This window comes from Arcicella lustrica (genome assembly GCF_034930985.1).
Classification (GTDB): Bacteria; Bacteroidota; Bacteroidia; order Cytophagales; family Spirosomataceae; genus Arcicella; species Arcicella lustrica.
In genome coordinates this window covers 99,657-114,617 of the sequence record NZ_JAYGIM010000014.1, presented here as the reverse complement: position 1 = coordinate 114,617, position 14,961 = coordinate 99,657, and the positions used below count along the sequence as shown (strand labels likewise).

16 protein-coding genes are annotated in these 14,961 nt (G+C 33.5%); 9 read left to right on the top strand and 7 right to left on the bottom strand.

Features of this window, described 5'->3' with window-relative positions:
* Window positions 1-73 precede the first annotated feature (73 nt).
* From VB798_RS18050 to VB798_RS18035, 4 genes are all read left to right on the top strand, one after another.
* Window positions 74-700, top strand: a complete 627-nt coding sequence (locus tag VB798_RS18050) for a DUF5683 domain-containing protein (protein WP_323260880.1) — start codon at window positions 74-76, stop codon at window positions 698-700.
* Between the two features lie 86 nt (window positions 701-786).
* Window positions 787-1,503, top strand: coding sequence for a 4-hydroxy-tetrahydrodipicolinate reductase (dapB, locus tag VB798_RS18045; RefSeq protein WP_323260878.1), 717 nt, complete (start codon window positions 787-789; stop codon window positions 1,501-1,503).
* Window positions 1,504-1,690: 187 nt separating this feature from the next.
* Window positions 1,691-2,863, top strand: coding sequence for a signal peptidase I (lepB, locus tag VB798_RS18040; protein WP_323260876.1), 1,173 nt, complete (start codon window positions 1,691-1,693; stop codon window positions 2,861-2,863).
* 427 nt (window positions 2,864-3,290) lie between these two features.
* On the top strand, window positions 3,291-4,574 hold the full coding sequence (locus VB798_RS18035) for a M28 family metallopeptidase (RefSeq protein WP_323260874.1): 1,284 nt from the start codon (window positions 3,291-3,293) through the stop codon (window positions 4,572-4,574).
* 93 nt (window positions 4,575-4,667) lie between these two features.
* Here the strand turns inward: VB798_RS18035 and kdsB are convergent, their stop codons facing one another.
* Window positions 4,668-5,441, bottom strand: coding sequence for a 3-deoxy-manno-octulosonate cytidylyltransferase (gene kdsB, locus VB798_RS18030; RefSeq protein WP_323260872.1), 774 nt, complete (start codon window positions 5,439-5,441; stop codon window positions 4,668-4,670).
* A gap of 91 nt (window positions 5,442-5,532) precedes the next feature.
* Here kdsB and VB798_RS18025 point away from each other — a divergent pair, with 91 nt between their 5' ends.
* Both VB798_RS18025 and VB798_RS18020 read left to right on the top strand, forming a co-directional pair.
* Window positions 5,533-6,282, top strand: a complete 750-nt coding sequence (locus VB798_RS18025) for a DUF4905 domain-containing protein (RefSeq protein WP_323260870.1) — start codon at window positions 5,533-5,535, stop codon at window positions 6,280-6,282.
* Window positions 6,272-7,210: a LysM peptidoglycan-binding domain-containing protein gene (locus VB798_RS18020; protein ID WP_323260868.1), complete on the top strand. Its 939-nt coding sequence runs from the start codon at window positions 6,272-6,274 to the stop codon at window positions 7,208-7,210. The genes VB798_RS18025 and VB798_RS18020 overlap by 11 nt, the downstream gene beginning before the upstream one ends.
* A gap of 56 nt (window positions 7,211-7,266) precedes the next feature.
* On the opposite strand, the gene VB798_RS18015 is transcribed toward VB798_RS18020, so the two are convergent.
* Complete coding sequence (locus VB798_RS18015; protein WP_323260865.1) at window positions 7,267-7,401, bottom strand: hypothetical protein; 135 nt, start codon at window positions 7,399-7,401, stop codon at window positions 7,267-7,269.
* 39 nt (window positions 7,402-7,440) lie between these two features.
* Between VB798_RS18015 and VB798_RS18010 the strand changes: the two genes are divergently transcribed.
* Window positions 7,441-8,214 carry a TIGR02757 family protein gene (locus VB798_RS18010; RefSeq protein WP_323260863.1) on the top strand — a complete coding sequence of 258 codons (774 nt, stop codon included), beginning with the start codon at window positions 7,441-7,443 and terminating at the stop codon, window positions 8,212-8,214.
* A gap of 61 nt (window positions 8,215-8,275) precedes the next feature.
* Window positions 8,276-9,220, top strand: coding sequence for an aldose 1-epimerase (locus VB798_RS18005; protein ID WP_323260861.1), 945 nt, complete (start codon window positions 8,276-8,278; stop codon window positions 9,218-9,220).
* Between the two features lie 190 nt (window positions 9,221-9,410).
* On the opposite strand, the gene VB798_RS18000 is transcribed toward VB798_RS18005, so the two are convergent.
* Both VB798_RS18000 and VB798_RS17995 read right to left on the bottom strand, forming a co-directional pair.
* Window positions 9,411-10,298, bottom strand: coding sequence for a Ppx/GppA phosphatase family protein (locus tag VB798_RS18000; RefSeq protein WP_323260859.1), 888 nt, complete (start codon window positions 10,296-10,298; stop codon window positions 9,411-9,413).
* Between the two features lie 24 nt (window positions 10,299-10,322).
* A complete protein-coding gene (locus VB798_RS17995) occupies window positions 10,323-10,616 on the bottom strand; it encodes a HesB/IscA family protein (RefSeq protein WP_323260857.1) in 294 nt (97 codons plus the stop codon).
* A 187-nt stretch (window positions 10,617-10,803) separates the two neighbouring features.
* Between VB798_RS17995 and VB798_RS17990 the strand changes: the two genes are divergently transcribed.
* Entirely contained in the window at window positions 10,804-11,328 is a 525-nt protein-coding gene (locus tag VB798_RS17990; protein ID WP_323260855.1) for a DUF7935 family protein, read from the top strand.
* A 144-nt stretch (window positions 11,329-11,472) separates the two neighbouring features.
* Here VB798_RS17990 and VB798_RS17985 read toward each other — a convergent pair whose 3' ends face one another.
* The 3 genes from VB798_RS17985 to VB798_RS17975 all read right to left on the bottom strand — a co-directional run bounded on the left by VB798_RS17985 (window position 11,473) and on the right by VB798_RS17975 (window position 14,958).
* Complete coding sequence (locus VB798_RS17985) at window positions 11,473-11,877, bottom strand: hypothetical protein (protein WP_323260853.1); 405 nt, start codon at window positions 11,875-11,877, stop codon at window positions 11,473-11,475.
* Window positions 11,878-12,085: 208 nt separating this feature from the next.
* A complete protein-coding gene (locus VB798_RS17980; protein WP_323260852.1) occupies window positions 12,086-12,940 on the bottom strand; it encodes a hypothetical protein in 855 nt (284 codons plus the stop codon).
* A 173-nt stretch (window positions 12,941-13,113) separates the two neighbouring features.
* Window positions 13,114-14,958, bottom strand: a complete 1,845-nt coding sequence (locus VB798_RS17975; protein WP_323260850.1) for a hypothetical protein — start codon at window positions 14,956-14,958, stop codon at window positions 13,114-13,116.
* Between the last annotated feature and the right edge of the window lie 3 nt (window positions 14,959-14,961).

Genomic DNA, 14,961 nt, shown 5'->3' with positions numbered 1-14,961 from the left:
TTAAAAAAACTTAATTACCCTTCACCAGACGGAATATTAGCGGTAATTTTGCGTTGAAGTTCAAAAAACTAAAATGAAGAAATTACTTATAGGCTTATTTTTTTTCCTTGGAAGTTTGTTAACACAAGCGCAAGTATTGAAAGAAAGTAATGTTGTTAGTCTGAAAGACTCTGTAACAAGTGTCATCGTCAAGAAAGATTCTGTAAAAACGCCTTATAAAATCATTCCCAGAGTAGCAACTTTACGCTCGGCAATGGTACCGGGTTGGGGACAAATTTACAATCGTCAGTATTGGAAACTACCTTTTGTATATGGTGGTTTTGCGGTGAATGTTTACTATATCATCACCAATCAAGCTAAATACTCTTATTACAAACAGCAATATATTGATAATTTTCAAGTGACAAGTCCACCATCTAGTGCTAAAATTACACTTTATGGCGACGAAAGCGGAACGCAACGAGAAGTAACATCTTCACAGCTCAATACCTTTGTGAATGGTTATCGTAGAAACAGAGATGGTTCTTACTTATTTATTGCAGTAGTTTGGGTTGCCAACATCATTGATGCCAACGTAACGGCACATTTAAAAACCTTTGATTTAACAGACGACATTTCATTCAAAATTCAGCCAACTCTCACAAGTCCTGATATGATGAATGCAGTCTATGGGGCAAAACTTACTTTTGCTTTCAAATAACATTCGTTTATTCGACACAAATACTTATTATTTAATCATAATTAATCCTTTTGGGGAATATTCAATTACACAATCAATTTATTACTATGAATATTGTTTTACTCGGTTATGGCAAAATGGGAAAGGTTATTGAAAAAATCGCCTTAGACCGAGGTCATACTATTGTTGCTCGCATTGACGTAAATAATCGTCAAGATTTTGAGGAATTAACCACTGCTCAAGTAGATGCAGTCATTGAATTCAGCCATCCTTCTTCTGCTTTTGAAAATGTAAAAGCATGTATCAATAAAGGTTTTCCTGTAGTATGCGGAACAACTGGTTGGCTTGAAAACAAACCAACAGTAGAAGCTTTAGCACTTGAAAAAGGTGGAGCGTTCTTTTGGTCATCAAATTATTCAATTGGTGTAAATATCTTTTTTCAATTGAACAAGATGTTAGCTAAATTGATAAGTCCACAGAAACAATATTCAGTTTCAACAACAGAAATCCATCATACAGAAAAGAAAGATTCTCCATCAGGTACTGCAATTACCATTGCAGAAGGATTGATTGAAAACCTTGAAGGAAAGAGTAAATGGATTAATAACGAAATCCCAGCACAAGATGAAGTAGCCATTTGGTCTGCTCGTGAAGGCAAAGTTCCCGGAACACATATTGTAAAATACATTTCAGACATTGACCAAATTGAAATCTCGCACGTAGCACATGGTCGTGAAGGTTTTGCTTTAGGAGCGGTTGTGGCAGCTGAATGGATTGTAGGCAAGAAAGGTGTTTTTGGCATGAACGATTTGTTGGCTTTGTAGCTGTAAGCTTTGAGCTAACAGCTATGAGTTATGAGCAGTGAGCTTTTTAAAGTTAAATCTAACGGCTCAAAACTAAAAGCTCCTAACTCAAGGCTTATAGCTCATCACTCAAAACTCATAGCTAAACTGTAATTCTATTATCAACTTTACGACTAACCATTGGAGAACATTTCCAACAACGATAAAAATGTCAGAAAAAAAACAACCTAAACAAAAATCACCTTTCCGTGAATGGATTGATTCTGTAGTATTTGCGGTAGTAGCGGCAACTTTAATACGTTTCTTCTTCTTTGAAGCCTATACCATTCCAACGCCTTCAATGGAAAGTTCATTGATGGTCGGCGATTTCCTTTTTGTAAGTAAATTACATTATGGAGTTAGAACACCCAAAACGCCTCTTCAAGTACCTTTGACACACCAAAAAATTTGGGGTACAGATATTCCTTCTTATTTACGTTGGTTAGATTTACCTATCAAACGTTTACCGGGTTTCTCTGATGTAAAACAAGGCGATGCAGTAGTATTCAATGTGCCAAACTATACACCAGATGGCGATGCACCAGTTGATTTACGTACTTATTACATCAAACGTTGTATCGGAACTCCGGGAAAAACTTTGGAAATCCGTGATACGCAGGTGTACATTGACGGAAAACCAATGGAAAATCCTAAGAAATTACAACATGAGTATTTGTTGAAAGTAAAGGAACAATTGACAGACGAATTCTTTGAAGATCATAATATTTTCAATGGCGTTGATGCAACGGGTCAGTCGAATGCGAACTGGATGGAAGTAAATCTAACAGGACAAGATTCTCTTGTGGGGGGCTTACATGATTATATCATCAATACTTATGCTGGTAATATTGAAGAATTCAAAAAAATGAAGTCTTTCTACAGCGTTGATTTATTGAAAGCTCCTAAAGGTACTCCTGATGGACAAGATGGTATGACAAACGACGACGGCGCAACGCCAATGTTTGGTAGTTCATACGTTTGGAACAGAGATAACTATGGCCCATTATTGATTCCGAACAAAGGTCTGACTATCAAGTTAGATTCTGGTAATGTAGATAAATACAAGTACATCATTAAGTATTACGAAGGAAATCAAAATGTTGTCATCGACGGACATAGGATTATGGTTGATGGCAAAGCGATTACTTCTTATACTTTCAAGCAAGATTATTACTTTATGATGGGCGATAACCGCCATCATTCAGCGGATTCACGTTATTGGGGTTTTGTTCCTGCTGATCACGTGGTTGGAAAAGCAGTATTTATTTGGATGTCTTTAGACCCTAATAAGAACTTCTTGAGTAAAATTCGTTGGAATAGAATGTTCAGATTTGTTGACTAAGCGAAGAAACGCTTCAAATTTTAATCGGGCTAAGCAAATGTTAACAGCATTTGCTTAGCCCGATTTTTTATAGTATATGACGATGAATATTTGCTCGCTCCGAATTGGAGTAACACATTTACGAGTGGTATTTGCTTGCTCCGAATTGGAGCGACACATTTACGAGTGATATTTGCTTGCTCCGAATTGGAGCGACGTATTTACAAGCGATATTTCCTTCCTCCAAATTGGAGCGACAAATAATCGAGTGATATTTTACTCCTGCACGATTCAGCTACAAGAATTCAGTAAATTTTATCCTACCATTTACCTACCTAAAAAGCCTTTGTTTTTTGATAAGAGCCGTTCAGCTAATTTTTTGAAATTAAAAATTGAATCACTTTATTTAAAAATTGATTCGTCTATTTTTGTAAGAAAAAATACAAATATGAAGAGCGTAATTACATTGATTTTGTCTGTAATGGTTTCCCATTATGGATTCTCACAATCAAGCATCAAACAGACAGAAGTAGAAAGAATTGTTAAAACTTTGAGTGCTGATGACATGATGGGTAGAAGAACTTTTACTCCCGGTATTGAAAAGGCATCGGTTTTCTTACAGGCTGAGTTCAATAGAATCGGCTTGAAACCTTTAGCAGGTTTGAATTCCTTCGAACAGAAATTTAGTATGTATTCGCTTAAACCAGAGCAATCGACTGTTGTTTTAAACAATGCTGAAATCGGCAAAGACAAGTACTTTTTCATGACTGGTCATGAAAGCGTTGCTTGGTCAAGCCCGAAACAAGTATTTTACATTGGCGAAAATGCTAATTATAGAAAGGCTTTTGGGGAGATTTTAAGCAAGAAAGTAGATGCTGTTGTACTGGTAAATCCAAAGCATCAAAAAACATTTGCAAATTATCATCGTCGTTTTAATAGCAGTTTGATGAAGGAAAGTCTTGGAAAAGGAGAATCACAACTCTTTATCCTTGCAGATTCGGTACAAGTAAATGACCTGAAAGCTGCGTTGACCAATAAAGTAGAGACACTCCCATTAGCCAATGTAGCAGGAATGATTCCCGGAAAAAGAGCGAATGAATATGTAGTTTTCTCTGGACATTACGACCATCTTGGCTATCAAAAAGCTGTTGAAGGTGATTCAATTGCTAATGGTGCCGATGACGATGCTTCGGGAACGACAGCAGTCGTTACTTTAGCAGATTACTACAAAAAGCTAGGGAAACCAGAACGTACTCTGATTTTTGTATGCTTTACAGCGGAAGAAATTGGCGGTTATGGTTCTCAATACTTCTCGAAACAATTGAATCCAGATGAAATTGTGGCAATGTTTAATATTGAAATGATTGGTAAGGCTTCTAAATTTGGGGCAAATTCAGCTTTTATTACAGGTTTTGAACGTTCTGACTTTGGAACAATTTTACAAGAAGCCGTAAAAGGTAGTCCTTACAGTTTTCATCCAGATCCTTACACTGAACAGAATTTATTTTACCGTTCCGACAATGCGACTTTGGCTAGATTAGGCGTACCTGCACATTCTATTTCGTCTGATCAAATTGACATTGATAAATTATATCATTCAGTAGATGATGAATTTGAAAGTCTTGATATGAAACACATGACCAATATGATTCGTGCCATTGCAGTAGGAGCGAAGTCGATGGTAGATGGCAAGGCTACTCCGAAAAGAGTAAATAAAGCAGAAGTAGATTAGTGAGATTTCTGTTAAATATAAGTCATCCCGAATTCTCTCTGAAATCTTTTTTCGTGCTATTTCAAGAGAAAATTCGGGATGACTCATTTTTCGTTAAGAACTTATTCTTTGTGCTTCTACCAAATCTTCAGGAATATCAATTCCAAAACTATCATAGGGCGTAATGGCAACTTTTATTTTAAACCCATTGGCAAGCCATCTTAATTGCTCTAAAGATTCTACTTTCTCTAATAAAGCAATCGGAAGCTTTGTGATTTTATTCAAAATATCAACTCTGTAAGCATAAATTCCAATGTGTTTGAAGTAATCATGTGCATTTAACCACTTGTCTTTTTCGATGCCTCTTAAATAAGGAATTGTTTGACGAGTGAAGTAAATGGCTTCATGATAATTATTGAAAATTACTTTTGGTGTATTTGGGTTGAACAAAGTCGCTTCGTCTTCAATGCGTTTTATCAAAGTCGCCAATTCTGTTTTAGCCGTCAGGCATTGCACCAAAATATCAATTTGTTTAGGCTGTATGAAAGGTTCATCGCCTTGAATATTGATAACATAATTATATCGTTGGAATTCTTTTCCCTCTATTCTGCGTTCCAATTTAGAAACGATTTGTAAAGCCTCAAAACAGCGGTCGGTTCCGCTTGGATGTTTAGAGGAAGTCATTACAACTTCGCCACCAAAACTTTTTACGTGTTCAAAAATTCTATCATCATCTGTGGCAACAACTACTTTTGCGAGTAAGTTAGATTTTGAAGCTTGTTCATACACACGTTGAATCATGGTTTTACCACTGATGTCCACTAATGGTTTTCCGGGAAAACGAGTGGAAGCGTAGCGAGCAGGAATAATGCCTAATATTTTTAACACTGATAAACTGGATTAGGATGAGATTGCAAAAATATATGTTTAAACTTGTAATCGGAGATTCAAATTAGAATGTAAAATAACAATAAAATTTATGCTAAAAAAAATAGAGGAGACTTTCGCTGGAAAAATTTGGAATACTGTTTTTTATGAAGACAAAATGGTTTTGGAAGTAAGAGATGAATCTAGCCGACAAGTAAGCTTTTCTGCATTGAATTTAAAAACAGGTGAAGTATTATGGAAAGATTATCGTCCAGAAAAATCTTGGTGGTTGGGTTTGGTTGGAATTTTTGGTAATCATTTGGTCCTACATAAATATTCAGACCAGCAAAAGCCTGAACCTCTGGGAGTAATCCTAATAAATATTACAACTTGCGAGATTGAACAAAGAATTGAAGACTGGATTTTTTTTAGTTGTGATGGCAATATATTAGTGCTTTATCAGTTAGATGAAAGTAATTTACCTATTTATCAATCGCTTGAAATCGGATTGAAACCATTTCAAAGCTTTATTCCTGAACAAAATCAGCATTTTGTGAGGCATTATCCTGATTCAAGTCCACATTTTCCAACGATTTTTAAATTCCTTTACCATTTAATAAATATTGAGGCTCAAAATGGGGTAGATTATCTGGAAGTCAATGACAAAATTGTAATTTCTTACTATATTTACAGAGGAAAGCAATTCCAAAATTATTTGTTGGTTACCAATAAAGAAAAAAAAATTCTACTACATGATTTCATCGCAGAGAGCGAAGGGATAGGAATAGACACCTTTTCTATGAAATCTGACACTTTACTATATGTTAAAAATCAAAATCAACTCATCGGATATGAAATATAACACTAAGTCCGTTGCTAAGATTGTCTCTATCTTTCTTTTATCAGCAACATATACATCATCTTTTGCCAAAGAAATAAGCCTAGATTCAGTTACAGTACGTAAAGAAGCAGGCAAAACGTATGTAATTCATAAAGTAGAACCTAAACAAACATTGTATTCTATTTTAAGAAAATATGGAAGCTCAATGTCTGAATTTAGAGCAGCGAATCCAGGGATTTCTGATAATGTGAATATCGGACAAATGGTGAAAGTGCCTTTTAATAAGGTAGTTAACACTGCTCCAGCAAAATATACCAATAACTCAACAGCTTTATTAACACCCGAACCTTCAAGACCAGCAACACATACTGTTGAACAAGGACAAGGTTTGTACGGTATTTCTAGTAAATATAAAGTAGCCATTGCTGATTTGAGAAAATGGAATAATTTAACAAACGACCAATTGTCAGCAGGACAAGTACTTATCGTAGATGCTAAAGAGTATGAACGCAAAAGATATACTAATACCGACGTTCCTGCAAGAGGGGAAGTAAGAAATGAACCTTACAGACCAACATCAACTGTTACTGAACAACCAAAAGTAGCAGCAAAAACAGAAGAACCTGTACCAAATGATGTAAAAACTTCTTCGGAAGTAGTAAGAACAGCATCAGGATACAGAAGAACGATTGAAAGTGGTTTAGCCGAATTGATTGACGTAGAAGATAATTCAGGAAAATATTTAGCACTTCACCGTTCTGCTGGTGTGGGAACCTTGGTGAATGTGAAGAATATCGCTAACGGACAAAGTATTTGGGTAAAAGTAGTTGGGAAATTACCCGATATTGGAAGCGATAAAGTAATTATCAAATTATCGCCAAGAGCTTTTGAAAAATTGAATCCAACAGAGAAAAGAATTAGAACAGAATTAAATTACATGACCCCTTAAAAAATGCGACGCAATAAAAGACAAATCACTTTTGGGCATATCGTGTTTAATGTTCTTTATACATTGGCATTTCCAGCCATCGCAACATTTGCTTTTTTATATACAGTGTTAGTTTGGATTTTTTCAATTCCTTCAAAACTTATCGCATTTGTTGCTTCAAAAATTAAATAAAAATACTCGGTATTATTCATCGTAATAATGCCGAGTATTTTGTTTTTATCTCTTCAATAATGACTAATTACGTCGCTGATTTATTAGCAGAAAAGTATTTACAGTACAATCAACCCAATTTTATTCCGAACGACCCAATTTCTATTCCACATCTTTTTACCAAGAAAGAAGATATTGAAATCATGGGTTTTTGGGCTTCTATTTTAGCTTGGGGACAAAGAAAAACCATTATCAATAAATGTAAAGAATTGATTATTTTGATGGATGGTAGCCCACATGACTTTATCTTGAATCATCAAGATTCCGATTTAAAAGCTTTTCTTTCTTTCAAACATCGTACTTTTAATGCTACAGATACATTGTACTTTATCGCTTGGTTTAGAGATTTTTATCAAAAACATGAATCTTTAGAACAAGCTTTTTTAGTAGAGAATAATAATCCAGAAGAATCTAATATTAAAAATAACCTTGTCGGCTTTCATGACCTTTTCTTTAGTTTAGAAGATTATCCAGAAAGAACACGAAAGCATGTTGCTACACCACTCAGAAATTCTTCTTGCAAACGCTTGAATATGTTTTTGCGTTGGATGGTCCGAAAAGATAATCATGGAGTAGATTTTGGCATTTGGGGAAACATACCAATGTCAAGGTTAGTTTGTCCTTGTGATGTACACGTAGAAAGAGTAGCTCGTAAATTAGGTTTAATAGAAAGACCTAAACCCGATTGGCAAATGGCAGTTGAATTAACTGAAAATTTAAAACTACTCGATGCCAAAGATCCTGTAAAATATGATTTTGCATTATTCGGTTTAGGAGTAGAAGGAGAGATGTAGCCTTAGAATACTTAGCTTTTATTTTGCCTAAATTTTTAAATAGTAAGTAATATTATCCAACATGAAAATTACTCAAGAGGCATTCGGACGTTTCACTGAATACGTTTTAGCGAATCCAACAACTGGAGAGACTGTTAATATTTTACCTGAATTGGGTGGAATTATTCGCAAAATGGTTTTCCGAAAAAATGAAAACTTATTTAATGTAATTGTTTGCGCCGATACCGACGAACAATTAATGCAACAAATGGCTGCATATCCTTCTGCACATCTATTTCCGTGGGGAAACCGTGTAAGAAATGGCAGATATTATTTTGAAGGAAATACTTATCAATTACCTATCAACGAAGTAGGGCTGAACAATGCCATTCACGGCTTTGTGGCTTTTGCTAATTTTGAAGTAATTGAAGAAATATCTACCGATACAGAAGCAAGTATTATACTCCGCTACCAATATAAAGGCAATTACTTTGGCTATCCATTTCCCTTTGTGCTGGAAATTAAGAATACACTATCTGCGGAAAATGGTTTTACTTTGACATACTCCATCAAAAATACAGGAACTAAAACGATGCCTGTGGTTTTGGGTTGGCATCCATATTTTAAAATTGAAGGAGAAACTGCTAATGATTGGCGAATTGATTTCCCTGCTATTGAGCAATCAATTCCAGATGAACAGTTGATTTCTGTAGAAACAAAAGCCGTTGATTTTAGTGAAGGAATCATCTTAGATGGACAAGACTTAAATGCTGTTTTTGTAGTTAAACCAGCGGAGAAAGTAGAAGCAGTATTGCATTCAATCCAGAAAGATGTTTCGCTTACACTTTGGCAAGAAGGTTTGAAAGGACAATTCTCTTTTATCGTTGTGTATATTCCAGAAGCACGTGACTGTGTAGCAATTGAACCAATGACGGGAAATACAAATGCCTTTAATTCTGGAGATGGATTATTGACTTTATCAGCAGGAGAGACTTACCAAGTAAGCTGTGGAGTGACTTTGTCGTAAAAGCTGTTTGAACTTTACTAGGTTTCTTTCTATTAGCAGGCGAATTAATTCGCCTGCTAATAGAAAGAAGATGATTATAACTGTTTATTTCAAGCAAATAAACAGGAGGTTTATATCTTTTGAACGGCTATTTTCAAAGCACCATAATGATAAAGGGAAGAACATTGATTTGCTCTTCCCTTTATTTTTATTACTTCTTACGATGTTGAATTCTTTCATACACCATCTGAATAATTCCATCTTTCAAACCTAAATCAGGGACTAAAATACTTTCTGCACCAGACCATTCCATTGCTGCTAAATAAATAGATGCCGCAGGGACGATAACATCCGCACGGTCAGCGTTTAATCTCAATTTATTAATTCGCTCTTCATACGTAAATGAGGCTACGTAATCTTTCAAACGAACTAATTCCTCAAAACTAATTGAACTAGCATCTTGATGATTCGGTGAAATATTGAATAATTTACTAATGTTACCACCAGTTCCTACCGCAGTAATTTTAGCATTTTTAACATCAATATTATGTTCTATCCAACGCTTCATTTTCTCCCAATCACCTTCTTTTTCCTTGTGTTCCAACAAACGAACAGAACCGATTTTAAAAGATTTTGAAGCAATTTTCTTTCTTTCAGAATAAATATTTAATTCCGTCGAACCACCACCTACATCAATGTGTAAGTAATTGGCATCATCTAAAGCCTGAACAACTACATCATTGATTAATTCTGCTTCTTTTGCACCTTCAATGATATTGATTTTCATATCCAGAATTTTGTGGATACGAGTAATCACAGCTTCGGCATTGCCAGCTTCACGCATAGCAGAGGTAGCACAAATCATGTAATCTTTTACTTCGTGTAAATCTAATAAAAGCTTGTAAGCGTTTAATAACTTAAAAATTCTTACCTCAGATTCTGGGCTGATTTCTCCATCATTAAAAACATCGTGTCCCAAACGCAAAGCAAAACGAACGTACTCTACTTTCTTAAAACTTATTTTACCATCGTTTTCCAGTACTCTGGAGATTTGCATTCTGGCGGCGTTCGAGCCGATGTCTATTGCGGCAATTTTCATGAATGATATTGTTGTATGATATTTCTATAATTTGTTAAAGGTAAAGCCATTTCCTTCCTCCTCAAAATCAAGCTCTATATTTATTAAATACATCAAATGGCGCTTGTCGATGATTACTTTCAATTCGTCTATTTCGTATAATTCGTCGTGTTCACCCATTTTATCAAAGCCAATTAGATAAGTGGCACTGCAAGCTCCACCACGCAAACCTACTCTCAGAAAGTAATTTTCGGGAATTCCTTTAATGCTCAAAGCCTTGATTACTTCTTGCTTGGCAATATCGGTAATACTGATGGGAATGATTGAAGTTGGATTCATGCTTTTTGTCATTATTGATGGAGTGTCTGCTGATAAAGTGATTTGTTTGCCTGTTTTCAATCATCAAACAAATCTACATTCACTCAAATTCATCAACCTTTCCACTGATTCTATCAGCAAAGGGCTTTTTCTGTGGGCAAAATTACTTATTTTTGAAAGATTATCGTGAATAATAAACCCCAACATCATGGAATTAGTTGCCGATTTAATAAAGGTTTTACTCCCCGCAGGATTATTTTTATGGGCTATGTACCTAACAGTCAGTTCTTTTATTAAAAAAGAAATAGTAGAAAAAGAATTAAATATCAAGGCGGAAACCACCAAAACATTGTTGCCAATTCGCTTGCAGGCTTACGAAAGAATGGCTTTGTTTTTAGAAAGAATCTCGCCGAATAACTTATTAATTCGCCTTACGGGACGAGTGGCAACAGTTGCTGAGTTTCAGCAATTGATGTTGGCGGAAATCAGAGAAGAATTTTCGCATAATCTTTCACAGCAGGTGTATATGAGTGACGAAGCTTGGCTGAACATCAAAAATGCCATGAACGAAACGGTAGCCTTGATAAACTTATCTACAAAAGATTTAGCTCCAGAAGCCCCAGCGCTAGAATTATCAAAACGTATTTTGGAAGTAGCCATCAGCAAAAACATCGCACCGTCCGACGATGCCCTTAAATTCATCAAGCGAGAAATGCGAGATACTTTTATGTAGCTTTTGGATGAAAATTACTCATGTCATGGCACCAATTGATTGCTTATAACTTTAAACGCTAAAGAAAAATTATTGTATTTATGATTAGACCAACGTAATTAACAAAAAAAGTCAGCAAAAAAATGCTGACTAGGATGACATGTTTTAATCATTCTCTTCATTATCCGAATTCTCAATCATTAACTTTTGAGCTTCTAAAAGCTTTTGATATTCTTTGAAATATTCATCTCGTTTCCAGTTATATATATCGCTGTTTTTTGAGTAATCAAAACAAATACGGTCACGGAGTCTGCGTAATTCATAAAGTAGCATATTATTGCCTTTACCTTTATCCCTAAAACCAAATAGACTTTCAATAGCGGTAAACACCGTAATACTAATACTAATGACAAGTATAAAATGTTCAGGATTAAAGCAGTAAATCTCAATTAATTTCGACTTAGTTCCACTGAGTATTGAAATCATAGCTCCCAAAATAAATATGAGAACCCTTGTTGTTCGATATAAGATAAGGTAGCGATTCTTTTTAGATTTAATCCTATCTATCATCTTTTCAACATCTTGATAAACAATATCATTAATTGTAAATTGTACTTAACTTCATTTAGATTATGTTTAGATTTTGATAAATCAAATATGGTAGTTATTATCTTGTACTCCTCAAAATCATAATGTGCAAATCGCCAATTATTATATATGTTTTTTAGTAAAGAGATAAAGATTTAAAGTATAGATTTATTACACCTTCTTTTAAACTTTACTCTCTCTCAAGCTTAAAAAATAAAGTCTTTTTAATTCCATTAATTTGTGTATCGCAATTATCCCTATCACTATCAGCATTATCACTAATAACATAAAATAAATTACTATCTTTAACTAGACCTTCTAAATTAGTACTGTATCTTTCTAATCTATAGTAATCGAAGCTTTCTGGAAAAATCAATTCGATTGTATTTTGATATGTTAAAGTATAGTCTCCACCGATTGAAAATAAACTTATCCCGTATTTTAATTTATCAGGTTTTCCATCTCCATAAGTTGTTGATAAAACATAGAGTTGATTGTTTTCGTAAACCAAATCTGTATTTCTTGTCCAAGAGATATTATCTTTCGGAAGGTTTATTGAATTAATTCTCTCTCTTTTTTTTAATTGGTTATCCTTACCAATATCAAAAAGATAGATTTTTAATTTATCTTCATGTAATACATAACAAATTGAGTCCTTCTCATTAATAGCAATACCTTCTAATTTATATTGATTACCTTCTAATGAGTTATCATCAATTCTTTTAATATTACTTTTTTGGTCTTTTAAGTCATAAGAATAGATAGCCGTATTGTTCTCATCTAATAAAAATAAATACCTATTCTTGTATAAGACAACACCTTCAATACTTACTTTATCTTTTGGAAAAACTAAGTCATTTATCACTGAAATAACATCAAGCGTCTTTTTATTGAGGATATATATCCTATTGCACTTTTCAGCTACTAATATTATGCTATCGTTCTTGATTACTATGCTTGAAAACTGGAACGGATATTGTTGTTCATTCAATTTAGCTTTCAAATCAAGCTGGGTTAATTTATAATTGATTTGTTGACTATTCACTTGGTAGGAGAATATTACCAGTAATAAAATTATACATTTCCTAATCATAGTAAAAATGGTTTTGTATTGACAAAAAAATAATTCTTTGATTGAATAAAATATGCAATAAACAATTAGACAGTGTAATCCTATCTAAGAGAAGTTTTCCTTCACCTGAGTATCAAATCAAATTCTTATTTATTTCCGATAATTTTTGCAAGGGGTAAATCCCATGTAAATCGTAAGAAAAATCGACTTGCACTTTTTGCTTCGGTAATATTGGTACTCGTTACTGTCCTCAATGCAGGTGTATATTGATAACCTAAAGCCCAACAAATTGGAGTATTTCTAATACCATGTTTGAGTGCTAACCCTGGAGAGAATACTTGCTTTAAAGTAATTTTTTCAGGTAGTTCAGATTCAGAATCGTTTAGACGATAAGCAAAAGCGGCTCCTATATCAATAACATTAAGAGATAAACCATAGTATGATTCATTTTTACGGCTTCCAACAACAATGTCAAAACCAATTGGGCATGTCACCGCAAAGGTATTTTTTGTAGAATTAAATGAATCTATCCCTTCAAAACCAGTAAAAGGAATTATACCGGGGTCTGCATTTAAAATTATACTAAAATCACTCTTTCTTTTATTCAAATAAGTATAGCTTGTTACATTTCGCTTAATAGCTTCTTTCAAATCATCTGAATTTTTTGTAGTTGTCACATCTACCATAAAAGTCCCGTATTTAATGAATTTACTAATGTATTTACTGGAAGAATCAGTATTATCCTTTAATACGTTTCTTAGTATTTTAGTGCTACCTTTTACAACACTTGTATAGTCTTTCTTTACTATGGATTTTGCCATGTCTATTGTACTTTGAGTAATTTCAACATATTTATCATCAACAAAATGATTCATATCATTCACTAATTTTATAAGTGTTGATAAATTAGAGAAGATTTCAATATATTCATCAGCTTTTACTTGTTCTTGAGCCTGAATGTTTTCTATACTTTGTAGTAATGAAATTACTGTAAGAATATATTTTTGTAACTCCTTACCTTTACCCGTTGGATCATTATTTATTTTAAAGCCTTTTATTACGTCATTTTTAAAGAGCCTGTGTTCTTTGTCTTGATGATAAATTAAGGCTAAAAAATAAACCCAATCATCTGATGTTTTGAACTCTGAAAAATCTTCTACCGTCAGCCATCTTTTTTGATAGGGTACTTTTGATAGAATAAGAGTCTGGTCTGTTTTCGTTGGATCTTTACGAATATTAGCTTGTATTAAATTAATAGAATGAATAAGGTTATAATAATTTTTTTCATAAGCTTTGTCTCCAGTGTACCTCCTATCTAAATAATTGATTAATTCAACAAAAGATGTTTTTACTTTAATTTGGTTTCCTACATCTAATGAAAATTTTATAGCATTACAAACCTCATTATTATTTTTACAAAAGGAGTTTCCCAAATTACTTTTATCTACAAAATCTTTAAGTCCAGATAATATATTATCTAAATCATCATTAAATGTTTGTTTAATACTATTTCCTAACTTTTCATAATTAAACAAATCTTCTTCATTTAGATATTTGAATGTTTTTGGTAAAATATATTTAAAGTCAGATGTTTTTTGTAATTCTCTTTTAAATTTATCAATGTATATGGTTGTAGCTTGTTCTCTAAATGCCTCAGCCGAATATTTAGCAATTCCATCTATTAATATACTTTGAAAATTTGATGGTATTTTGTCAAATATACCTGTAGTACTTGATTGTTTTTGAGGTGAGGTTAAGCTTAATCTTGAATGTTCAGCTTCAATAGATTTCTTTAATTCTTCAAACGATAAATCAGAATCAAAAGGGTTCTCCTTAAATTTCTTTAAATTATTATCTTTTATAGAATCACTTGGTATTTCATCTCTAATTTTTTGCCATTTTAAAGTATAATCAAAGGCATTTTGACCAAAAGTATTAGATATACTTAGTAAAAATAATATTGTCAATGAAATGAGGAAATGCTTTTTCATAGC

Bases quoted from the DNA above. Each gene is read 5' to 3' on its own strand.
- VB798_RS17995 (WP_323260857.1), bottom strand. From the start codon at position 10,616: ATGAATCCAACTTCAATCATTCCCATCAGTATTACCGATATTGCCAAG.
- VB798_RS18025 (WP_323260870.1), top strand. From the start codon at position 5,533: ATGCTAAAAAAAATAGAGGAGACTTTCGCTGGAAAAATTTGGAATACT.
- VB798_RS18000 (WP_323260859.1), bottom strand. From the start codon at position 10,298: ATGAAAATTGCCGCAATAGACATCGGCTCGAACGCCGCCAGAATGCAA.
- VB798_RS18010 (WP_323260863.1), top strand. From the start codon at position 7,441: ATGACTAATTACGTCGCTGATTTATTAGCAGAAAAGTATTTACAGTAC.
- VB798_RS18005 (WP_323260861.1), top strand. From the start codon at position 8,276: ATGAAAATTACTCAAGAGGCATTCGGACGTTTCACTGAATACGTTTTA.
- dapB (WP_323260878.1), top strand. From the start codon at position 787: ATGAATATTGTTTTACTCGGTTATGGCAAAATGGGAAAGGTTATTGAA.
- lepB (WP_323260876.1), top strand. From the start codon at position 1,691: ATGTCAGAAAAAAAACAACCTAAACAAAAATCACCTTTCCGTGAATGG.
- VB798_RS18050 (WP_323260880.1), top strand. From the start codon at position 74: ATGAAGAAATTACTTATAGGCTTATTTTTTTTCCTTGGAAGTTTGTTA.
- VB798_RS17985 (WP_323260853.1), bottom strand. From the start codon at position 11,877: ATGATAGATAGGATTAAATCTAAAAAGAATCGCTACCTTATCTTATAT.
- VB798_RS17975 (WP_323260850.1), bottom strand. From the start codon at position 14,958: ATGAAAAAGCATTTCCTCATTTCATTGACAATATTATTTTTACTAAGT.
- VB798_RS18035 (WP_323260874.1), top strand. From the start codon at position 3,291: ATGAAGAGCGTAATTACATTGATTTTGTCTGTAATGGTTTCCCATTAT.
- VB798_RS18015 (WP_323260865.1), bottom strand. From the start codon at position 7,401: ATGAATAATACCGAGTATTTTTATTTAATTTTTGAAGCAACAAATGCG.
- VB798_RS18020 (WP_323260868.1), top strand. From the start codon at position 6,272: ATGAAATATAACACTAAGTCCGTTGCTAAGATTGTCTCTATCTTTCTT.
- VB798_RS17990 (WP_323260855.1), top strand. From the start codon at position 10,804: ATGGAATTAGTTGCCGATTTAATAAAGGTTTTACTCCCCGCAGGATTA.